This is a genomic window from Alcanivorax sp. (assembly GCF_051117345.1).
Lineage (GTDB): Bacteria > Pseudomonadota > Gammaproteobacteria > Pseudomonadales > Alcanivoracaceae > Alcanivorax.
In genome coordinates this window covers 1-21,435 of record NZ_JBNPEC010000089.1, presented here as the reverse complement: position 1 = coordinate 21,435, position 21,435 = coordinate 1, and the positions used below count along the sequence as shown (strand labels likewise).

Annotated in this window: 20 protein-coding genes; 8 read left to right on the top strand and 12 right to left on the bottom strand. The window is 58.0% G+C overall.

The annotated features are described in order from the left end of the window. Window positions 1–934, bottom strand: a 934-nt coding sequence (locus ACFE0K_RS05905; RefSeq protein ID WP_434535181.1) for an FAD-binding oxidoreductase, incomplete at its 3' end; no start/stop codon positions are given. A 317-nt stretch (window positions 935–1,251) separates the two neighbouring features. Here ACFE0K_RS05905 and ACFE0K_RS05900 point away from each other — a divergent pair. The 3 genes from ACFE0K_RS05900 (at window position 1,252) to ACFE0K_RS05890 (ending at window position 4,016) form a co-directional block, all read left to right on the top strand. Continuing rightward, window positions 1,252–1,920, top strand: a complete 669-nt coding sequence (locus ACFE0K_RS05900) for an OmpA family protein (protein ID WP_434535180.1) — start codon at window positions 1,252–1,254, stop codon at window positions 1,918–1,920. Window positions 1,921–2,058: 138 nt separating this feature from the next. Further along, on the top strand, window positions 2,059–3,126 hold the full coding sequence (ada, locus tag ACFE0K_RS05895) for a bifunctional DNA-binding transcriptional regulator/O6-methylguanine-DNA methyltransferase Ada (protein ID WP_434535179.1): 1,068 nt from the start codon (window positions 2,059–2,061) through the stop codon (window positions 3,124–3,126). Continuing rightward, complete coding sequence (locus ACFE0K_RS05890; protein ID WP_434535178.1) at window positions 3,123–4,016, top strand: DNA-3-methyladenine glycosylase family protein; 894 nt, start codon at window positions 3,123–3,125, stop codon at window positions 4,014–4,016. The genes ada and ACFE0K_RS05890 overlap by 4 nt, the downstream gene beginning before the upstream one ends. Before the next feature lie 42 nt (window positions 4,017–4,058). Here the strand turns inward: ACFE0K_RS05890 and ACFE0K_RS05885 are convergent, their stop codons facing one another. Next, window positions 4,059–5,312, bottom strand: a complete 1,254-nt coding sequence (locus tag ACFE0K_RS05885; protein ID WP_434535177.1) for an MFS transporter — start codon at window positions 5,310–5,312, stop codon at window positions 4,059–4,061. Between ACFE0K_RS05885 and ACFE0K_RS05880 the strand changes: the two genes are divergently transcribed. Beyond that, window positions 5,303–6,076 (top strand): patatin-like phospholipase family protein, encoded by a 774-nt coding sequence (locus tag ACFE0K_RS05880; protein WP_434535176.1) that lies wholly within the window; start codon window positions 5,303–5,305, stop codon window positions 6,074–6,076. The two genes, ACFE0K_RS05885 and ACFE0K_RS05880, sit on opposite strands and share 10 nt — an antisense overlap. A gap of 144 nt (window positions 6,077–6,220) precedes the next feature. Here ACFE0K_RS05880 and ACFE0K_RS05875 read toward each other — a convergent pair whose 3' ends face one another. From ACFE0K_RS05875 to ACFE0K_RS05865, 3 genes are all read right to left on the bottom strand, one after another. Beyond that, window positions 6,221–7,333, bottom strand: a complete 1,113-nt coding sequence (locus ACFE0K_RS05875) for a ferritin-like domain-containing protein (RefSeq protein WP_434535175.1) — start codon at window positions 7,331–7,333, stop codon at window positions 6,221–6,223. Between the two features lie 289 nt (window positions 7,334–7,622). Next, window positions 7,623–8,072, bottom strand: coding sequence for a PaaI family thioesterase (locus tag ACFE0K_RS05870; protein ID WP_434535174.1), 450 nt, complete (start codon window positions 8,070–8,072; stop codon window positions 7,623–7,625). After that, entirely contained in the window at window positions 8,069–8,539 is a 471-nt protein-coding gene (locus ACFE0K_RS05865; RefSeq protein WP_434535173.1) for a PaaI family thioesterase, read from the bottom strand. The genes ACFE0K_RS05870 and ACFE0K_RS05865 overlap by 4 nt, the downstream gene beginning before the upstream one ends. Window positions 8,540–8,675: 136 nt before the next feature. Between ACFE0K_RS05865 and ACFE0K_RS05860 the strand changes: the two genes are divergently transcribed. Continuing rightward, the gene (locus ACFE0K_RS05860) at window positions 8,676–9,800 is read left to right on the top strand and encodes an alpha/beta fold hydrolase (protein ID WP_434535172.1); all 1,125 of its coding nucleotides are present in this window, start codon (window positions 8,676–8,678) and stop codon (window positions 9,798–9,800) included. A 79-nt stretch (window positions 9,801–9,879) separates the two neighbouring features. On the opposite strand, the gene ACFE0K_RS05855 is transcribed toward ACFE0K_RS05860, so the two are convergent. The 4 genes from ACFE0K_RS05855 to ACFE0K_RS05840 all read right to left on the bottom strand — a co-directional run bounded on the left by ACFE0K_RS05855 (window position 9,880) and on the right by ACFE0K_RS05840 (window position 12,960). Continuing rightward, window positions 9,880–10,641 carry a hypothetical protein gene (locus ACFE0K_RS05855; protein WP_434535171.1) on the bottom strand — a complete coding sequence of 254 codons (762 nt, stop codon included), beginning with the start codon at window positions 10,639–10,641 and terminating at the stop codon, window positions 9,880–9,882. Between the two features lie 80 nt (window positions 10,642–10,721). Beyond that, complete coding sequence (locus ACFE0K_RS05850; protein WP_434535170.1) at window positions 10,722–11,516, bottom strand: hypothetical protein; 795 nt, start codon at window positions 11,514–11,516, stop codon at window positions 10,722–10,724. A gap of 270 nt (window positions 11,517–11,786) precedes the next feature. Further along, window positions 11,787–12,188, bottom strand: coding sequence for a YkvA family protein (locus tag ACFE0K_RS05845; protein WP_434535169.1), 402 nt, complete (start codon window positions 12,186–12,188; stop codon window positions 11,787–11,789). Continuing rightward, the gene (locus ACFE0K_RS05840) at window positions 12,178–12,960 is read right to left on the bottom strand and encodes a ParA family protein (RefSeq protein WP_434535168.1); all 783 of its coding nucleotides are present in this window, start codon (window positions 12,958–12,960) and stop codon (window positions 12,178–12,180) included. Before ACFE0K_RS05840 ends, ACFE0K_RS05845 begins: the two co-directional genes overlap by 11 nt. Before the next feature lie 470 nt (window positions 12,961–13,430). Here ACFE0K_RS05840 and ACFE0K_RS05835 point away from each other — a divergent pair, with 470 nt between their 5' ends. Further along, complete coding sequence (locus ACFE0K_RS05835) at window positions 13,431–14,774, top strand: cytochrome P450 (RefSeq protein ID WP_434535167.1); 1,344 nt, start codon at window positions 13,431–13,433, stop codon at window positions 14,772–14,774. Between the two features lie 171 nt (window positions 14,775–14,945). On the opposite strand, the gene gorA is transcribed toward ACFE0K_RS05835, so the two are convergent. Continuing rightward, the gene (gene gorA, locus ACFE0K_RS05830) at window positions 14,946–16,310 is read right to left on the bottom strand and encodes a glutathione-disulfide reductase (RefSeq protein ID WP_434535166.1); all 1,365 of its coding nucleotides are present in this window, start codon (window positions 16,308–16,310) and stop codon (window positions 14,946–14,948) included. A gap of 348 nt (window positions 16,311–16,658) precedes the next feature. On the opposite strand from gorA, the gene ACFE0K_RS05825 reads away from it, so the two are divergent. Then, window positions 16,659–17,306 carry a transglycosylase SLT domain-containing protein gene (locus tag ACFE0K_RS05825; protein WP_434535165.1) on the top strand — a complete coding sequence of 216 codons (648 nt, stop codon included), beginning with the start codon at window positions 16,659–16,661 and terminating at the stop codon, window positions 17,304–17,306. Window positions 17,307–17,413: 107 nt separating this feature from the next. Here the strand turns inward: ACFE0K_RS05825 and ACFE0K_RS05820 are convergent, their stop codons facing one another. After that, window positions 17,414–17,716: a Rieske (2Fe-2S) protein gene (locus ACFE0K_RS05820; protein WP_434535164.1), complete on the bottom strand. Its 303-nt coding sequence runs from the start codon at window positions 17,714–17,716 to the stop codon at window positions 17,414–17,416. Window positions 17,717–17,934: 218 nt separating this feature from the next. Further along, complete coding sequence (ppsA, locus tag ACFE0K_RS05815; protein WP_434535163.1) at window positions 17,935–20,307, bottom strand: phosphoenolpyruvate synthase; 2,373 nt, start codon at window positions 20,305–20,307, stop codon at window positions 17,935–17,937. A 454-nt stretch (window positions 20,308–20,761) separates the two neighbouring features. On the opposite strand from ppsA, the gene ACFE0K_RS05810 reads away from it, so the two are divergent. Then, window positions 20,762–21,435: pyruvate, water dikinase regulatory protein (locus ACFE0K_RS05810; protein ID WP_434535162.1), on the top strand; the 674-nt coding region annotated here is incomplete at its 3' end.

Sequence of the window (21,435 nt, the reverse complement as noted above, 5' to 3'; positions counted from 1 at the left end):
GCATCAGATGGGTACGGGTTTCCTCCGCATTGGACAGCCGTAGCATGGAAAGCGGCAGCTTGGTCTGGGTCAGGCTGCGAACCAACGTCTTGCCGGTTTCCCAGTCCGGGGCGAAGGCTACCTGGAGGGTTTCCGTTTCCGGTAGCGGGGTGACGCGCACCTTGACCTCGGTAATCACCCCCATGCGGCCTTCCGAGCCCATGATGATTTCCCGCAGGTCCGGCCCGGCGGAAGACGCCGGAATGGTGGGGATATCCAGGGTGCCTCTGGGCGTTTCGATACGCCCGCCGGCAAACATCTGTTCGATGCGCCCATAACGCATGGACTGCTGGCCGCTGGAGCGGCTGGCCACCCAACCGCCCACCGTAGACAGCTCCCAGGATTGCGGGAAATGCCCCAGCATGTAGCCCTGTTCGCGCAGCTGGCTTTCCACTTCCGGCCCCGGAGTGCCGGCGCCGAAAGTGGCAATCTGGCTTTCCTTGTCCAGGTGAAGCAGTTTATCCATGGCGGCCAGTGACAGAGTCAGCACCGGTTTGTCGCTGGCTGGGGGATTGATGTGCCCGGCCACAGAGGTACCGCCGCCGTAGGGAATAACCAGCACATCATTCTCTTGGGCCCAGGTCAGCAGACGCTTCACCTCTGCGCTCTTGGTCGGCATGGCGACCCCGTCCGGGAAACGACCGAAGTCACCGGATCGCATGGCCAGCCAGTCCGGCAGGCTTTGCCCACGTGCATGGCGAATGCGTGTTTCTGCATCGGTGCGGATCAGCGGGTGGTCAGGCATGCGCGACGCGGGCACCGCCTGTAAGACCGTTGCCATTTCCGCATCCGGCAAAGGGGTGGCCGTGCCAAGACGGGATTGCAGAAAAGTCAGGCCGGAGGCCTTCAGCGGGTAATGATTGGCGCTGTCGCCCCAGCCGTTCCAGCGTCGCATGCAACGTACTCCTTGGTTTGGGAAAGCCTGCCGGGATCGTGCAACAGGCTGCTGTCATGGTAGCCCTGGCGGCAAGGGGTTTCACTGGCGCAGCGGGACAGGCGATGAACTATTTCGGACACGGATCGGGTTTATGCCCCTGATACAGGCTGCATTGGATAGATAACAGCCATCTACAGACAGGCACTCGGTTTTTTTCGTACAAATTCGTAAACTCGTGAAGACGCCGCTTTACCAGCCATGCTCCCAAGGCTATGGTTCGTACACATTCAAACTATTTAAAAACCAATACCTTATAAGACTTACAAGGAGTTTCCATGAAACGTTTCGTTGGCTGTCTGGCGCTTGCAGGCGCTATGTCCCTGCAGGCTGGCTGCAGCACCATCAACCCTTACACCGGTGAAAAACAGACCTCCAAGGCTGGCATGGGTGCCGGTATTGGCGCCGTAACCGGTGCCCTGATCGGTATTGCCACGTCAGACAGTGCCAAAGAGCGTAAAGAACGCGCACTGAAAGGCGCCGGTATTGGCGCTGTTGCCGGTGGTGGCGTGGGCTACTACATGGATGTACAGGAAGCCAAGCTGCGCGAAAAACTGGAAGGCGCCGGCGTGTCCGTTACCCGTGATGGTGACAACATCATCCTGAACATGCCGGGTAACCTGACTTTCGACACCGACAGCACCACCGTGAAGTCTTCCTTCCGCCCGGTACTGGATGCCGTGTCTGAAGTGCTGAAGGAATACAAGTCCACCATGATTCAGGTAGCCGGCCACACCGATAGCACTGGCGGCGACAAGTACAACCTGATGCTGTCCCAGCAACGCGCCCAGTCCGTAGCCAACATTCTCAGCGGCTTCGGCGTTGAACAGGTGCGCATGGATACCGTTGGTTTCGGCGAAACCCAGCCCATTGCCAGCAACGGTACCGCCAGCGGCCGTGAGCAAAACCGCCGTGTTGAACTGACCCTGTTGCCTTACACCGAGTAAGACAGCCTGGAGGTGGGTGCCCGGCACCCACCTCTTTCCCCTCTCTCTGCTTTTTTCAATTCCCCCGCAACATCCAGAGTGCACCGCGATTTTCTTCGGGCCATGATGACCTCAGAGGCTCTCCAAAAGGAACAGATCGTGAGCACAGCGACTGCACAGATTACCGACACACAGTGGCATGCCATCCAGGACCGTAACCGAAACGCGGACGGGCGCTTTGTCTATGGCGTCATCACTACCGGGATTTTCTGCCGGCCCAGTTGCCCGGCAAGACGGCCCAACCCGGACAATGTGCGGATATTCCCCAATGGACAGGCCGCCTTGCAGGCAGGCTTTCGCCCTTGTCGTCGTTGCAATCCGCTTTCCCTGGCTGGCTCGCCGGTGACAGACACCGTCACAGCCCTGTGCCGCCATATTGAGCAAAGCCACAGTCTGCCGACACTCAAAGAGCTTGCAGCTCAATGCGGCTGGTCGCGTCACCATCTTCAGCGACAGTTCAAGGCCGTCACCGGTCTTTCGCCGCGCGACTATGCGCTGGCAGTGCGCCGGCGCCGACTGACCGGGAATTTAAAGCGCCATGCATCCATTAGTCGTGCCATGCAGGAGTCGGGAATGGAATCCAGCAGCCAGCTTTATACCCAGGGCAAGCAGATGCTGGGAATGTTGCCCGGCCAGTATCGTTCCGGCGGTACGGGGACCGCTATCCGCTTTGCCATGGCCGAGTGTAGTTTGGGTAGCCTGCTGGTGGCCGAAACGGGCCAAGGTATCTGTGCCATCAGTCTCGGTGATGAGCCGGAGCCGTTGCTCGAAGAATTTCAGGCACGCTTTGCTGGCGCCGAGCTGCTCCCTCCGAATCCGACATTTGATGCCAAGGTGGCCCGGGTTGTTGCACTGGTCGAAGATCCGCAACAGAACCTGTCGTTGCCACTGGATATTCGCGGCACCGCATTTCAGCAACGGGTCTGGCAGGCGCTGCAGCAGATACCACCGGGCACCACCCTGTCCTATCAAGCCCTGGCCGAGACACTTGGCCAACCGGGAGCCGCCCGGGCAGTGGCTTCGGCCTGCGCCGCCAATACATTGGCGGTGGTGATTCCCTGCCATCGAATTGTGCGTAGTGATGGCAGCCTGTCCGGCTATCGCTGGGGCGTGGAGCGCAAGCGGGCCCTGCTGGAACGCGAGCTTGAGAACAAGGAGAGTGAGTGAGGAACAAAACAGCCGAGCTAGCTTTACCGCTACCTGCGGATTTCGACCGCGAGGCCTTCCTTGATTTCCACCGGCGTGATGTTGAGGCAGTCGCCGAGAACGTCGATGCCGGGGCGCTGGAGAAAGCGTTTATCTGGCAACAGGTGCCCACCCTGCTGACAGTGGAATTTCATCAGCCCGGCCAGGCCCGTTTCACCTTGCAATGTGACGACGAGGTGGCGTCAGCCAGCGTTTCACTGGACGCCTTTGCGGGTCATTTACTGGGCCTGGATCAGCCAACGCAAGCATTCGAGGCACAAGCCGGCAAGCACTCTTTGGTGGGTGCAATGGTGCGGTCTCAAGCCGGATTGCGGGTACCACAATCCGCCTCACCGTTTGAGGCACTGAGCTGGGCGATCATCGGCCAGCAGATCAGTGTGGCTGCCGCCGTTTCCATTCGCCGGCGCTTTATACAGCGCCTAGGCCGCAGACTCAGTAACGGCCTTTACTGCTACCCCGATGCCAACGATGTGGCCAACACAGGCGCGGAAGCACTGAAGGCCTGTGGTTTTTCGCGCAGCAAGGCGGAGTGTCTGCTCACCGTTGCTCGGCGCTGCCTCGACGAGGCCCTTCTGCCCGAGATTCACACGGCGCAGCCCGACTTGGAAATCCTAAGGAAGAGCTTGCTGGAAATACGTGGGCTGGGTCCCTGGAGCGTTCACTATGCACTGCTGAGGGGCTATGCATGGATGGACGGCAGCCTGCATGGGGATGTGGCCGTACGCCGGGCGATCCAGCAGTTATTGGGCAAGGCTACTGCGCCTAGCATCAGCGAAGCCGAACGCTGGCTGGCTGAGTTCCGCCCCTGGCGCAGCCTGATGGCGGCCCATCTGTGGAAATCCTTGTCCTAGCCGGATCAGGCCTATCGCGCCGGCATTTCCGTAAGGTGCACCCTACCCACTGACGGCAGCGGAGCGTACCAACCGCCAGGCCAGCCAAGCCAGTGGCACCATCAGAGACAATACCAGCAGATAGGGCCAGCGGTGGTCCAGGGTATACAGGCCCGTGCCAACCAGCGGCCCGAGAATAAACCCCAGCGCTGGACAGGCGCTGGCCAGACCGGCCACCCGCCCCTGTTCTTCACTGCTGACTCGCAGACTGGCCAGAGACATGATTGCCGGCATGCCGAAACCCAGGCCGAGCCCGACCAGCAATACCGCAAAACTCATCACCAGTTGCCGATCTGCCAGCCACAGAATCAACGCGCCGGCGCCCAGCGCCGGGACAGCCAGGGCAACCAGCAACGTGGCCGGTGCCCGCAGCCATTGCACCACGACAATCTGGCCGAACAGGGAAGTGACCGCCGCCGCCATCATGGTCAAGCCAAGGGCACGGGCTGCAGCCGCGGGGGATAACCCGAAGTGATCCTGGAACAGGAAGCCCAGAGTCTGCTGAATCAGCGCAAAGCTCATGAACAGCATTACCCCGGTGAGCAGTAAGTCCCGCAAGCGCGGGTCCGCATAAGCGCCGAGACCGCTGCGCAGCACCTTGCCCAGGGACACGGTGCGTGCCGTAGGTTGGTGCGGCGATGCGGGCAGCCACAAGGCTGTTGCGATAGCCATCAGTGCGGTCAGGGCCGCCACGCCATAGAGCGGGAAGACCAGACCCACCGCCGCCAGCAAACCACCGGATACCGGCCCGATCACCGTCCCCAGATTATTCGCTGCACCGATACGCCCCATGCCTTGGGTGCGCTGCTGAGGGGTGGTGATATCAGCGGTATAGGCCGCGGCGGCGGCCGGCGTGGCCGCCATGATCGCCGCCTGAACCATTCGACTGAGCACCAGGCCGGTCACCAGCAACCCGCCCACCAGACCGCCGTGCAGACCGATATCGAACACCACCGCAAACATCAACGTGCCCAGGGAATAGCCGCTCAGCCCGATCACCAGCACCCGCTTGCGACCCAGGGATTCACTGAGGGTACCCCACACCGGGCTGGCCAGAGCAAAAATCAGCGACGAACAACTGATGATCAGCCCCACCTGCATTTCCGCCAGGCCGGTGGCCCGGCCCAGGGACGGAAGCAGCGTGAATACCAGGGTCTGGCCCAGTGCAGTAACCGCCACGGTGGTCAACAGAATTGTATGGCTGAGGGCACCCGGGTTAGGGTTTGTCGCCGCAGAGGAAGAGTTCAATGAAGACATTTCCCGCCCCAAGCCTGGCGGACTGGTTGGCTGATCGCCCCTTTACCTTGGCCATGTCGTCCGGTTTTTTTGGTTTCTTTGCTCATTTTGGTGTCGTCAAAGCCCTGAAAGAACATGAATTACAGCCCGCCCGCTATTGCGGCTCCAGTGCCGGTGCGCTGGTGGCTGCCTGCATGGCCAGCCAGGCGTGCCCGGAAAGCATGGAGCAGACCCTACTCGGGCTGTCCCGGGAGCACTTTTGGGACCCGGCTCCAGGGCTCGGTTTGCTCGCTGGGAAGCGTTTCCGGGCATTGCTGCAAGAGTTGGTGCCGATAACGGACCTGGCCCTTAGCCCCACCCCCGTGGCCATCTCCGCCTGGCATGCCGCCAGCCGCCGCACCCGGGTACTGAACGCCGGGGACCCGGTAGAAGCCGTTTATGCATCCTGTGCCGTGCCTTTCCTTTTCCAGCCCGCGCGCATCGACGGCGGCTACTACTGGGATGGCGGCATTGCCGACCGGCATGGTCTGGCCGGCACCTGGCCCGGCGAGCGCGTACTCTATCACCATCTGCAATCCCGATCCCCGTGGCGACGGGCCAATAGCCCTGCCCTGCAGGCGCCTTTGCGCCCCAACCTGATCACCCTGGCCATTGACGGCCTGAGCCGCAGCGGCCCGGGAAAGCTGGAACAGGGGCGCACGGCATTACAGCAGGCCTATGTGGCTACATGCCAAGCATTAGCGAAGCCGGTTAGACAGGGAATAGTGAAGGTCGCCAGCCTGTGATACACCGTAGGGTGCACTGAGCCTAAGGCGAACTGCACCGATCACGCGGCGGGAAGACGCGTCTCTGTGCGTCCAACACACAGCCTGGCGTTGTGTAGGAGGCGGCTTGCAGACGAACCGGGCAGCCCCCTACAAAAGACGGGGCTAGGACACCTCGTCGTAGAGCGGCTTGGACAACTCGGCCCAGTCCACTTCGCCGTCATCCACCAGGTTTTCGAACTGCAGAATACCCAGCTCCTCAAAACGGGGACGAACCGACTCGGTGAGCAGCCCGATGCGCTTCAGGTTGGGCATGATGCGGGTGAAAAGCAGATTGCGGAATTGGGCCATGATGGTGGAAGACAGCACCTGTTCACGGGCCTCGTCCACATCCCAGCCAAAGTGTTCAAACACCTCGGTGCTGATCAAACGCTCGCGCATGACCACGCAGGCCTCAAAGGCAAAGTGCGCCCGCTCTTCTTTTTCTTCTGCAGAAAGAGTCTCAACAAAGCCCTCCAAGTAGTTGACACCAAAGGTAACGTGCCGCGCCTCATCGCGAATGACCAAGTGGATAATCTGCTTGAGAAGCGGATCATGTGCGGTCAGTTTGAGGGTGTTGAAGGCGGCCAGGGCCAGGCCTTCGATGATGATCTGCATACCGATGAATTTCAGATCCCAGCGGGGGTCCGAGAGGATCTTGTCGAGCAGGGCTTTCAGGTTGGGATTCACCGGGTACAGAATGCCGATCTTTTCCTGCAGGTAACGGGTAAAGACTTCCACATGACGCGCTTCGTCGAAGGTCTGGCTGGCCGCATAGAGTTTGGCATCGTAGGAAGGTGCACAACTGGCCAGCTGGGAGGCTACCAGTAACGCGCCCTGCTCCCCGTGCATGAACTGCGCCAGCATCCAGGCAAGATTATGCCACCCGAAGCGCAGTTTCTCGTCGTCGCTGAGTGCCTCAAAGGTAGGCCAGCCATTGAACGGGTTGAAGGACTGGTCCAGAGGTACCTCGCTCCTGGGAAAGGTCTGGCTCCAGTCCAGATCCATATCCGCATTCCAGTTCAGTTCCTTGCCCAGGCGGTAGAGCTTGCGGATACGGCCGTCGGCGCTGGAATAGTCCCAGTTGTAGTGGCCAGTGAGTGGGGTCTGGAAGATTTCAACCACATCCTGCACATGGCCCGGGGTCAGCTTGTCTTCAATATCATCGGCACCGGGGCCATCCCAGTTTTCGTAAATGCTCACCGATGTGGGTGGAGAGGTGACGTTAGTTATTTTCATGAAAACACCCTTCTTAGCGTTGTAGCGCACACTTCAGGACGCAGCGATGCTGCCCTGAAAAGGTTCACTTAAACGCTAGGCGGATGTGCCTGCTGGAACAATGTCGCGTTCTGACAATCGGGGCGGAGGCTGGCGCAAAATCACAATAATCGCCAAACCAGCAAACTCTCTCAGGAAGACGTAGGGTGCACTGAGCCTAAGCGAACTGCACCAATTCGGCGGTTGGATGGTGCAGTTCGCCTTAGGCTCAGTGCACCCTACAAAACAGCGGATGCTTGAGTCTGCGACGTCAGCCGGCATCATCCGACAGCAGGAAATGCGCGCGGGCGATGGTGATCGGCTCCTCACGGTTTTTCTGCCAGGCGCTAATATGCACATTGGCAATGCGGCGCCCCAGCCGGGTGACGCTGCATTCTGCATAGGTGTCCCGGAAAAGACCGGCCCGCAGGTAATCGATAGTGAAATCGATGGTCTTGGGTACCCGTGGTTCCCCCATTTGCAGCAGAATGAAGATAATCGCAGCCTGCTCCATGAAACCCGCCACTGCCCCACCGTGGAGTGCCGGCAGGGTCGGGTTGCCCACCACATTGTCATGCTTGGGCAGCACGAAGGTCAGTTCGTCCCCCTGCGCCACTACCTGGATACCCAGAAAGCGGGCATAAGGGACCCGGTCAATCAGGCTCTGGTAATCCGCCTCGCCGGCGCGACATTCTTCAATCAGGGTTTTCAGTGCTTTCATTGCCCCACCACCTTGCCTGCCGTTTCGATTTTCAGTCGGGTATAGGTTGCCAGCCCAGTTGCGATGGGCTCGTCTTCATTGCCCTCCTCCCAGGTGGTAATGCGTACAAAGGCCACGTGGGTGGTGAGACGATAGCAAGTGGCTTCGCAGAACACGGCGGCGCCCTTTTCAGGGCCGCGCAGATGATCCACGCGGAAGTCGATGGTGGGCGTAATTTCAAAGGTCGGGAAGGTGCGGCAGGTTACCGCCATGCCGCCAGCGTGATCCATCATGGCGAAGATAGCACCACCATGCATGACACCGGTTTCCGGAGTGCCAACCAGGTCGTCACGCCAGGGAACCCGAACCCGCACCGCGTTTTCTTCAGCGCTGAGCACTTCCAGTCCCAGTACAACAGAGTGCCTGACCGACTCCAGAAAGCGGTTACAGACATCCAGGCGGGTATAAGGTAATGATGAGTTTGTCACGACGGCCAATGCCTCCTGTGCGTCGGGCGCGCTAGATTAGCGAGTCGACATTAATCTGCAAAGTGTTACTTTTTCACCATGGTAATGCGTTGCTTTCCCGATAGTATCCCAGCCCCCTCATTGTCGGAGGCCTCCCATGGCGACGTCATCCCGTTTGAAGACCAGTCTGCGTGCCGTTGGGCATATCGTCGAGCGTCGGCGGCATCCGCAGCGGTTTATCCAGATTGATAAATGCCCCTGGGATGAAATCTACCGCGACGGCATCATGGCGGTTCGCCATTATAGCCTGCCGCCCATGGCCGAGATTCCCGTCAATGACGAGACCATGCCGGTTGAGCGCCACAAATACCGCACGCCCCTGATTCTGGTGCCCGCATTGGGGATTCATTGCTGGACCTATGACCTGATGCCGAACCGCTCCATGGTCCGCTATCTGATGGCCCGGGGCTATGACATCTATCTGGTGGATTGGGGCAAGCCCTCCCAGGCGGAACGCAGCCTGGACCTGGATACGTATGTGAATCGTTGGCTGCCGGAAGCGGTGGAAACGGTCAAGGCACATTCCGGGCAGGAGCAGGTCAACCTGATGGGCTACTGCATGGGCGGCCTACTCTGCCTGATGTACCTGGGCGGCCATCCGGATGCACCGGTGCGCAGCCTGATCACCATTGCCAGCCCGGTAAATTTCCACAAGAGCGGCCCGTTCGGCAAGGCCTTGGGGCTGGCATCCATTCCCGCCATGCAACTCCATGACTGGTTCAAGGTGCGCCTTGAGCCGCTGGACGACAAGTTATTCCACATACCCGCAGGTCTACTGACCTTTGGTTTCAAAATGACCAATCCGCCAGGGGTGGTACAGGCTTATCTGGATCTGGTGAAGAACATCGCCGACCGGGAATACGTCACCGAGTATATGACCATGGGCCAATGGTTCAACGATATGGTGGATTACCCGGGCGCGGTGGTGCGCGAAGTGATCGAGAAGATGATTCTGGCCAACAGCCTGGCCAAGGGAAAAATCCGCATCGGTGGTCGCAGTGTGGATTTTTCCGGGATACGCCAGGACCTGCTGGCGTTTGCCGGGACTACCGATAATATCGTCAGCCTGCGCGCCGCGAAGGAAGTACTACGGCTGGTCGGCAGCCAGGAGAAACGTTTCGAGGAAGTCCCTGGCGGCCATGCCGGGGTATTCTCCGGCTCCAAGGCACCCAGCCAGGCGTGGCGCATCAGCGCTGACTGGCTGGCAACCCGCTCGGATTGATACTGGAACACGCATTACAGCACTTTTCGGGGGAGCCCCCTCTTGCCCCGGCAAGTGCTGCTGGTCAACTGGCTTTAGCTCAGGGAGCTACCAGCTGCTCGACATGCTCTGCGACCTGGCTGGCATAACGATAGAAAAGATACGGGACCTTGTTGGCATCGTTTTCGTTCATCCGCGGGATGGTATTGCGCACGAAAACCCAACGCTGCTCAACAAATGCCAGCACATCACTCGCCTGCACATCACTGGCATAGTGCCCCTTGAGGTTCTCCAGCTGGTCATCGATGGCTTTTGCTTCAATGGCGAAATCCATCGGCGGCAGCCCAGTACCCGTCGGCATGCCTGCTGACGGGAATGCAGCCAACGCAAGGTATTCACTGGCCAGGCGCTGCATGGAGACCGACAAGCCCGCAATATCAAGATAGGCACCATCGTCGCCGGAGTCGGCCTCCTCAACCAGCTTGGCTACCGCCAGAGTGGTCGTATTCATCTCGCTCATGGCGCCATAGTCCGCATAACCCAGAGACGCCAGCGGGTTGTCGAGAGCGCGTTTGGACAGGTCATCCCAGGCCTGGTCAAAGGCCCTGGCCTGCGCCACCTCTTCGCCCTCGGCCTGCCCTTTGAACTCAGTTACCCGGCGCTGGCCGTCATCAAGCAGCTGCCTGAGCGCATCTCGATCTTCCGGGTTGTCGCCACGAATCGACAGTAGATGGAATCCCATCCTGGCACGCCAGGCGTCCGCTTCCATCATTGCCAGTTCCGTTGCAGAAAATGCTGCCTGCGCCCCGGAAACAGCCACCATCAGCGCCCCCGCCAACATCCACAATCCTTGTTTTTTCACCCCGATTCCTCTTTCCTTACCCCACGAAAAACCCCCGCCGTTAGCGGGGGCCTAAATGCATGCCAATCTGGCAGTTCTGACTATTCAACTGGCCCGAAGGTGGGCTTGGCCATATCTGTGGATGCCAGGCTGATCGCCTGCTCCATGGTGTCCACCATCTGTCTGGTATAGCGGTAGATCAGAAACGGCACCGCATTTTCATAGAACTTGACCATGGACTGACGAATGAATTTCCACTTGACCGCCACCTGATCCAGGGCACGGGTCATGGCTTCATCCCCGGCATACTGCTGCTGCGCCGCTTTAAGCATCTTCTCAAATTCCGGCACAGCATTCTTGAAATCCAGCCGGCCCTCATCCGAACCTGCTGCCATACCGCCAGCGGGATCGGCAGCCACATTCAAGTACTCGGATGTCATCCGCTGAAGGAACGACGATAGCTCACGAATCTCATCATACTGCCCCTTTTCGGCAGCTTCGAAAGCATCCATCTTCTCCGCCATAATGGCGGGCAGTTCATTCACATCCTTGATGACATAAGCGTTGGTGTAACCTTGCTCCGCCATGGTGTTACCCTTGGCAGCATCAATGTAGAACGTCAATTCCTTTTCCAGATCTGCTACAAACTGGCGCTCTTCGCTGCCCTCGGCATTGGCTCTCAGTTCGGAAAGGGCCTGCTTGGTCTGGGAGATAGTACGCGTCAAGTCAGACGCATAAACATCACTGCCTGCCATGACCGTGAGCATATGGAAATTTGTGCGGACCTTCCACAGTGACAACTCAAACTCTTCAAGATCCGCGTTGGTAATGGCTGCCATCCCCTGAACTGGCAGCAAGGCGATAGCCAGAAGGCTCCCCAGCAGACGCTTGCCCATAACTACTCCCTTTTCCTGATCGCTAATTGTTGTTGTGCATTGCTTGTTTTTGATCTGATTACGCCAGCCCAGGGCAGGCACTCACTCAATATGAGTAAACACTATCACAAAATTCATGAGAGAGAGGAACCCGACACTGATATCAAAGTGGCCACCATCACTCAGGCTTTCATCGAAGACCCTGTCCGGGCAGAGCCGTACTTGGCTTCATGGTCATTTCATGGCATCAAGGCCTCCCAACCATAGGGGCCAAGCACACTTAACAGGCTGTTATAGACCTGTAGCAGCGCCGTCCTGGTTCTCACGCCACTGCTGATACCGTTGGATATCCTTTCCGGCAAATTGCCAAGCCTTGGCCAGCACCCCGATATCATCCAGCAAACCCAGGCCAATGATGAGGTCTGGAATCGCATCCAGGGGCATCAGGAAATACACCAGCGCCCCGGTAATAGTCAGCAGAGTTCCCCAGGGCACCTGCCGGTAGCGCCCTGTCGTCCAGTCCAGCAGCATCCTGGCCAGCAGCTTGAGCTGCCCCGCCGCTTCTCCCAGCCGTTGCTGCAACTGATCAGAGCGGCTGAATACTGCCTTGGCCAGCCACCGACTGGCCGTGGCCGAGCGCAGTATCCGCTCGGCACGACGTGCTGCCTGTTTGCGAAACGGATTAGCGGCCATTGAGTTCGTGGAACAAGGCCCGATATTCCTCGGTCAGCTTGTGTTTAGGCTGTAAATTAACCAAGGGGGTCGCCTGTTCGTGGGATTCTCGCATCACCACACTGGCTGAAAGCTTGCTGCTCAACATCGGCAACCCTTCTTCCACAAGGGACGCCACCAGCTCCTGCGGCAAGCGGGCACGGGGCTGGAACTGGTTGACGACAATGCCTTCCACCTGCAGCTCGTCATTGTGATCTTCGCGAGCCTCCTGAATGTTCTCCAGCAGCGTATACAGCGCCTTGCGTGAAAAGGCATCGCAATCGAAGGGGATCAATACACGGTCGGCAGCAATCAGCGCGGACAGGGTATAAAAATTATACGCTGGCGGGGTATCGACGAAGATGGTGTCGAAATCCTTGGACAGGCTTTTCAGAAGACCACGAAGCTTGTAGATCTTGTGCTTGGACTCGAGCATGTGCTCGATTTCACCCAGCTCGCCATCCGACGGTAATACAAACAGGTTCTGAAAAGGCGTGGCATGCACATATTCGCGGGCGTCTTTTTCTTTCAACCGAAACGACAGCGTCTGGGCAAAGAAGGTACCGATATTCGGCTTGGGGCCTTCACCGTTGCTGTAGGCGGGCATCCCCAGCAGGTATTGGCTGGCATTGCACTGCGGGTCCAGATCCACCACCAGGGTGCGGTTTCCCTCGGCAGCACTGATGGCAGCCAGGTTTACCGTAATACTGGATTTCCCCACTCCCCCCTTCTGGTTAAATACCACACGACGCATTCCTTGTTCTCCTTAATACAGCAGGCTTGCGGACTGTCTGCAGGCCAGGGCTCGGCGGGCATTCGCGCCTATTGGCGCAGTGTCCTGCTCAATCCGGATTTTACTGAAGCAACTCGACCACGGGAGACCCCTCTTACAAAGTGGATTCAACCTGGGGCCTGCACGCAGTTTTTGTTTGTTGCCGAATCATACACAGGCCTTGGTGGCTCTCCCAGTGCCCACCGGCTCTCTTTTTCTGTCCACAGTTTCTGTGGATAACCGGGTGCATAACCCCTGAGCGACTGGCCCCAGCCTTGCCGGGCTGTGAGCCGGACAGGTGCCGGTCAAAAAAACAGCACACAGCCCACGAAGGCCACGAGATCTGAGCCGTTCGGCTGACAGGGAAATGCCATAACGAAATCTGTTTAGTGGTATTGAGCTGGGCGTACTATCCAGCTAATAGTAAACGCACTGTTTATTAGGAGAGAGCCATGTCACAACCGTTTTGTTCGCTGCCCGCGCAAAGCCAGCTTCGGGCTGTGCCCGGCGACAAGGGGCTGCCGGTCATCGGCCATACACTCTCCTTCATGCGCGATCCCATCGGCCTGATGCGCAAGCGCTACGATCAATACGGCCCGGTCTCATGGACTAGCGTATTTGGCCTGAAAATGGTGCAAATGCTGGGACCAGATGCCAATCAGTTCGTTATGCTCAACCGGGGCGATCTGTTTTCCAATCACCAGGGCTGGGATTACTTTATTGGCCGTTTTTTCCATCGCGGCATCATGCTGCTGGATTTCGAGGAGCACCGCTGGCATCGCAAAATCATGCAACAGGCGTTCAACCGGGATGTGCTGAAGGGGTATCTGGAACGAATGGGCCCGCACATCACCTCGGGGATTGCCCCCTGGAAAGATATCGCCGATTTTCATGTCCTGAACGCGGTAAAACAGCTCACCCTGGATCTGGCCACAGATGTATTCATGGGCTATGAGCTGGGCCCGGAGGCTGACGACATCAACCACGCATTTGTGGATACGGTTCGTGCCGGCACCGCCATCGTGCGCACCCCAGTCCCCGGCCTGCGCTGGTCAAAAGGGCTCAAGGGGCGCAAGCTCCTGGAAGCCTTCTTCCGCAAGGGAATTGCCGCCAAACGGCAAAGCCGCGATTCTGATCTGTTCAGTGTGCTGTGCCATGCCAAGACAGAAGATGGCGAACAATTCAGCGATGACGATGTGGTCAACCACATGATCTTCCTGATGATGGCGGCCCACGATACCTCCACCATCACACTCTCCACCCTCTTCTATTATCTGGCCAAGAATCCGCACTGGCAGGAACGTCTGCGGGAGGAGAGCCTGGCCCTTGGCAAAACCTGCCTGGACTATGAGGACTTGCCCCGGCTAGAAGGCATCGGCATGGCCATGAAAGAAGCGCTGCGACTCTGTGCTCCGGTACCTTCACTGCCGCGCAAGACCGTCAAGGACGTGGAATACGAGGGCTTTTTCATCCCCCGCGGCAGCTTTATCAATGTGGTGCCCTACTTCACGCATTACATGGAAGAATACTGGCCGGATCCAGAGAAGTTTGATCCTGAACGGTTCAGTGATGCTCGCCGGGAAGACAAGGTGCACCCTTATGCTTGGGTACCGTTCGGAGGCGGCGCCCACAAGTGTATCGGCCTGCACTTTGCGGAAATGCAGGTAAAGGCAATTCTTCACCAGGTGCTGCTCAAGTATCGCTGGAGCGTACCGCAGAACTACGAGATGCCGGTGGATACCACCAGCCTGCCGGTGCCCGGGGATGGGCTACCAGTGAAACTGGAGAGAATCTGACACCCTGACCGCAGGAGCGCCGCTGGCGGCGCGATAGCCGAAGTGTCGAATTGCGAGTACCCGGTTTCGAAAGACAAACCCCAAAAACACGGTAAAGCCCGATGATTTTCGCTTCTCGTAACTCGCAACTGGACTTATCCGACACTCCTACAGTGAGGCGAAATTGCTGATTCAGGCGGTGATTCTTTCCCCCTGACGCATGGTGACCAGCTCTTCAGCCGCCGTTGGGTGAATGCCCACTGTAGCGTCAAAATCTGCCTTGGTGGCACCCATCTTGATGGCCACAGCAAACCCCTGGGTAATTTCCGCCGCGTCCTCGCCGGCCATATGCAGCCCAAGCACCCTGTCGGTTTCATCGTCCACGATCAGCTTGATAAAGCTGCGTTCCTGTTTGTCGCCAAGGGTGTAACGCATGGGCCTGAACCCGCTTTTGTAAACCCGGATTGCAGAGGCCTGCTGTAACGCCTCTTCCTGGCTGAGCCCTACAGTGCCGATGTTCGGATGGCTGAAAACAGCGGTGGCAATTTTGCGGTAATCCATGGCTGCCTTCGGCTTATTCTCACCGAACAGCTGCGCGGCCAGCCACATGCCCTCCGCCAGGGCCACAGGGGTCAGCTGAACACGGTCGATCACATCACCCAGGGCATGAAGACCCGGGATTGAGGTGGCAAAGCCCGCATCGACCTCGATCGCACCTTTATCAGTCAGTGCCGGTGCTGCCCCTTGTGCAAACAGCCCATCCAGCTTGGGCACGCGGCCAGTGGCGTAGAACACTTCATCAAAGGTTTGCTGGCTACCATCCTGATAGGTGACCTGCTTGCCGCTGCCGGCAAGATCCAGGCGGGCGACATCAGTGTTGAACTTCAGATCCACTCCCTGGGCACGCATCTGCTCTGCCACGAACTGGCGGATGTCTCCATCAAAGCCCCGCAGGAAAAGCTCACCCCGATAGACCTGGGTGACCTGGCAGCCCAGGCCATGCAGGATGCCGGCGAACTCGGTGGCAATATAGCCGCCCCCTACCACCGCTACCCGCTCAGGCAGCGTGTCCAGATAGAACAGGTCATCGGAGATCCGTGCCAGCTCACAGCCGGGAAATTCAGGCACAAAGGGCTTGCCGCCGGTGGCGATCAGGATATTGGCTGCGCTCAGCTCCTGGTCGTCGACAGCAACTAGCCCCTGGCCCAACACCTTGCCATGTCCCTCAAAAACAGTGACTCCGGCCTGATCAAGGATGCGCTGGTAAATGCCATTCAAGCGCTGAATTTCCCGGCTCTTGTTATCCCTGAGGGTTGCCCAGTCGAATGACCAGCCCTGAACGGAAAAACCGAAATCTTCAGCCAGCGCAAATTCCTGGGGGAAATGGGAGCCATAAGAGAACAGCTTCTTGGGGACACAGCCCACATTGACACAAGTACCGCCAAAAAAACGTTCTTCGATGATGGCTACCCGCGCGCCATGGCTTGCAGCCATCCGCGCCGCACGAACACCGCCGGAACCGGCACCGATTACCACCAGGTCAAATTCTGTTGTCACTGCTGTCTCCTGTCAGGTTTGCCCCTATTGTGCGCAGGGCGAAAGGATTAACAAGGCTGATGAGCTGATACATGCCATAGCTAACAGCAATGGATTTGTCCCCATACGAGAATAGAGTCGAAATGTGCGCCAGCCCTCTTGGGCGTCGAGGGCTGCGATAGTATGATGTTTGAGCGCTGGCCGGGTACGCTCAGCGGCTCATACCGACAACTCGTCGGTCATGGGTAATACCTGTAAAGCCTGACGTTATCATGGGGGTAACGTTCGGCCAGAAAAGCTCCAATGGCTTTTCCTTACAACAACAACGCGTGGCACACCACAGCGGATTCAACGGGGAACGGGACACCAATGCGACTGAGCGGGCTGCTGGCTCTACTAATGAGCGGCATGATCAGTTTTTCAGGCACTGTCGGGGCCAGTGATATTTACAAGTATCGCGCCGCTGACGGCACCATTCTGTTTACCGATCAACCTCAGGATCGGGTTGGCCGCAACCATACCCTGCTATCCATCCGCAAAGGCTGGAACTACCAGCACCGCGCCCTGAGTGATGCAGAGCGCGACCGCTACGATAATCTGATCACTCTGGCGGCAGGCCAGCATCGGGTGGACCCGGCTCTGGTAAAGGCCGTAATCCATGCTGAGTCCTTGTTCAACCCTCAGGCCGTTTCCCGTGTTGGCGCCCAGGGATTGATGCAGTTGATGCCAGAAACCGCAGCTTATCTGGAAGTCAGCAATCCTTTTGATGCCAGAGAAAACATCCTCGGCGGCACTCGCTTCCTGGCGTACCTGAAAGGCAAATTCTCCACCCTGGACCATATCCTGGCGGCCTATAACGCTGGTGAAGGCAATGTGCGCCGTTACGGCGGCATTCCCCCCTTCAAGGAAACCCAGGCCTATGTCCGTAAGGTGAAACAATTACGCCAGCGCTACAGCAGCCACTTCGTTGCCGGGCTGGGCGAAGAGAAAGTGGTCTACGCCTCCCCCATCCGCTAATAAGGTCCCTCATTTTCGGTAAGAGGTGGTCAGCATACGAACTACTGTCGGAATGAGGCTTACCTGTTCGGCGGTATGGCACTAGGTGCGTTACTTTCCCTACGGTCCTATGCAGGCAGATCCACGCCCAACCAGGGGCCGTCATAACTGAGCGGGTATTGCTCGAGTTGGTAGCTGGCGCTGAGACAACGACCACTTCGCAGGGAAAACATCAGTCCATGCCCCGGGCAGCGCAGCTCGCCATGGCTAATGGTGCAACGGTCGAGTGGAAAATCCGCATGGGGGCAGCGCCTTTGCATTAACCGGGACTCCCCCTCCTCATGAATCAGCAGCAGTTCCAATCGGCCCACTTTGACAGGCAGTCGCAGACCGTCGTACAAATCCAGCGTCCTGAGCAGTCGATGAAACATGGCTTACCTTCATCCAGGTTTTTGAACTTGCGATCCATGGCAGGCCACATTCCTCTTGCTCATCCCTCTATCCGAGTCCACCGACTCTTCAAGAATAAAGGAGAAAAAGAAAACCGCTGAGAAGCGTCTCTGCCAAACCGCCCATAACGTAAAAAGCCCGCAAACGCGGGCTTTTTACTGTGCTGTGAAGCACCTTGCAGGTCAAGCGGGCAAAATGATCAGTTGCCGTGCTTCTCCGCCAGGTAGAACCAGGTATCGAGCACCGAGTCCGGGTTCAGTGACACGGAAGAGATCCCCTGCTCCATCAGCCATTTGGCCAGATCGGGATGATCCGAAGGACCCTGGCCACAGATGCCGATGTACTTGCCCTGGGCATTACAGGCGTCAATGGCCATCTTCAGCAACTTCTTGACCGCCGGATCACGCTCGTCAAACAGGTGGCTGACGATACCGGAGTCCCGGTCAAGCCCCAGGGTTAGCTGGGTCAGGTCGTTGGAGCCGATGGAGAAGCCATCAAAGTGCTGCAGGAAGTCGTCGGCCAGCAGTGCATTGGTGGGAAGCTCACACATCATGATCACACGCAGACCATTCTCGCCACGCTTCAGACCATTCTTGGCCAGCAGATCAACAGCCTGCTCTGCTTCGCCCACAGTCCGCACGAAGGGCACCATGATTTCCACGTTGGTGAAGCCCATTACGTCACGGACTTTCTTCAACGCACGGCATTCCAGCTCGAAACAGTCCCGGAAGTTCTCGCTGATGTAACGGCTGGCGCCCCGGAAGCCCAGCATGGGGTTCTCTTCTTCCGGCTCGTAGAGCTTGCCGCCGATCAGGTTGGCATATTCGTTGGACTTGAAGTCGGACAGGCGAACGATCACCTTTTCCGGGTGGAAAGCGGCGGCCAGGGTGGAGATCCCCTCGACCAGCTTTTCCACGTAGAAGTCCACCGGATCACCGTAACCGGAAGTGCGCTTGTCCACGTTCTGCTTCACATCTTTGGGCAGAGTGTCGTAGTTCAGCAACGCCTTCGGGTGCACCCCGATCATACGGTTGATGATGAATTCAAGACGTGCCAGGCCAACACCCTGGTTCGGCAGGCCGGCGAAATCGAAGGCCCGGTCCGGGTTGCCCACGTTCATCATGATCTTGAACGGCAGCTTGGGCATGGACTCAATGGAATTACGCTGGATATCAAATTCCAGCTGACCTTCATAGATCTTGCCGGTATCGCCTTCGGCGCAGGAGGCAGTCACTTCCTGACCGTCTTTCAGCACCTCAGTGGCATCGCCACAACCTACGATGGCAGGGACACCCAGCTCACGAGCAATGATCGCCGCGTGGCAAGTACGTCCACCACGGTTGGTGATAATGGCCGCCGCACGCTTCATGACCGGTTCCCAGTCCGGGTCCGTCATGTCGGTAACCAACACATCACCCGGCTGGACCTTGTCCATTTCCTTGATGTTGGTAACGATCCGCACCTTGCCGGCACCGATACGCTGGCCAATGGACCGGCCCTCTACCAATACCTTGCCGGTCTGCTTGAGCAGGTAGCGCTCCATGACATTCACATCGGAGCGGCTCTTCACGGTTTCCGGGCGGGCCTGCACGATGTAGAGCTTGTTGTCGTCGCCGTCCAGCGCCCACTCAATATCCATGGGCATACCGTAGTGTTTTTCGATCTCAATGGCCTGACGGGACAGGTTTTCAATCTGCTCGTCATTCAGGCAGTAGACCATGCGTTCGGCATTGTCCACTTCCACAATTTTCACAGACTTGCCCGCGGAGGCTTCGGCGCCATAGACCATCTTCTGCATCTTGCTGCCGAGATTGCGGCGCAGGATGGCGGGTTTCTTGTTCAGCAGGGTTTTCTTGTGAACGTAGAACTCATCCGGATTCACCGCCCCCTGCACCACCATTTCACCCAGGCCGTAGGAAGCGGTAATAAAGACCACGTCCTTGAAGCCGGACTCGGTGTCCATGGAGAACATCACGCCAGCGGCACCAGTCTCGGAACGCACCATGCGCTGAACGCCGGCGGACAATGCGACCAGCTTGTGATCAAAGCCCTGGTGAACGCGGTAACTGATGGCGCGATCATTAAACAGGGAGGCAAACACTTCCTTGACGGCAATCATGACGCTGTCGATGCCGCGAATATTCAGGAAGGTTTCCTGCTGACCGGCAAAGGAGGCATCGGGCAGATCTTCCGCAGTTGCAGAAGAGCGTACCGCCACCGGCAAATCAGCATTTCCTTCGCCAATCTGTGCGTAAGCCTCGCGGATAGCGCTGTCCAGCGCTGGCTGGAACGGTGCGTCCACAACCCACTGGCGAATCTGCTCGCCGGTCTTGGCCAGAGCAACCACATCCTCAACATCCAGCGCGCTTAAGGCCTCGTTGATTTTCTGGGTCAGATTGTTGTGCTCAAGGAACTCGCGAAAGGCTTCAGCGGTGGTGGCAAAACCGCCCGGAACGGAGACACCCGCTGCCGACAGATTGCTGATCATTTCACCGAGGGATGCATTTTTGCCGCCTACGCGCTCAACGTCATTTTTCCCCAGGTCCTGAAACCAGACTACATATTCCGCCAAGGTCGTCTCCTTTTTACGTATTACCGTTGATTACTGGCCTGAGCCGGCGCTAATCGAGCCGCCATTCTACTCAAAACCCGCACAGTTTGCCCGCCCCTCGTCGTAATTTGGGTACGACTTTGGTCAATCCCTGCATCTGTGACTGGCCAGGCCCCGTCCGGGAGCACTATCCCATTGAAAATGAAAGGGTATTTAACCTGCGGACCAGTCTATGCGGCGCAGTTTAGAAGGATGTGAAGGCAGGGACAACGCCCAAGGCAGGATTTACCCGATTAGTTCAGAGATACCACTGGCCCCTGACTGTCGCTGCCTCTAGACTGTGATCATTGAAAACAATGACTTACGAAACCCCGTAGGAGCGGCGCTTGAACCGAAAATCACTCAAGACACGCCCTGCCAAGCGCATTGGCGGCTCAAGCGCCGCTCCTGCGGGCACAGAAAACGGCTGAAACCAATGAAAAGAACGGCATTCTATCTCTCCGATGGCACCGGCATCACTGCAGAAACCCTTGGCCACAGCATGCTCAGCCAGTTCGGTGATATTGAGTTTGTGCAGATCACCCTGCCCTTCGTCCAGTCTGATGAACAGACCCGGGAAGCCATCGCTCGCATCAACAGAGCGTCTGTAGAGGATGGCCAGAAGCCCGTTGTCTTTTCCACTCTGGTCAACAACGACCATCGCACCCTGCTGCACGGCTGCGACGGCCTGGTACTGGATCTGTTCGGTGCCTTCCTCAACCCCCTGGAAGACGAACTGGGCGTACGCTCCAGCCACAAGATTAACCAGAGCCACGCCATCCGCGACGCGGAGTCCTACCGCATCCGTATCAATGCCGTGCATTTTGCCCTGGACAACGATGACGGCGCCCGCACCCGCCACTACGATCAAGCGGATGTGATTCTCATCGGCGTCTCCCGCTCCGGCAAAACCCCGACCTGTCTCTACCTGGCACTTCAGTTTGGCTTGTTCACTGCTAACTACCCACTCACCGAAGACGACTTCGACGACCTGCGGCTGCCCAAGCCTCTGGTCGAGCACAAGCAAAAGCTCTTCGGCCTCACCATCAACGCCGACCGCCTCAGCGCCATCCGCAGCGAGCGCAAAGCAGGCAGCAAATACGCCGCCCT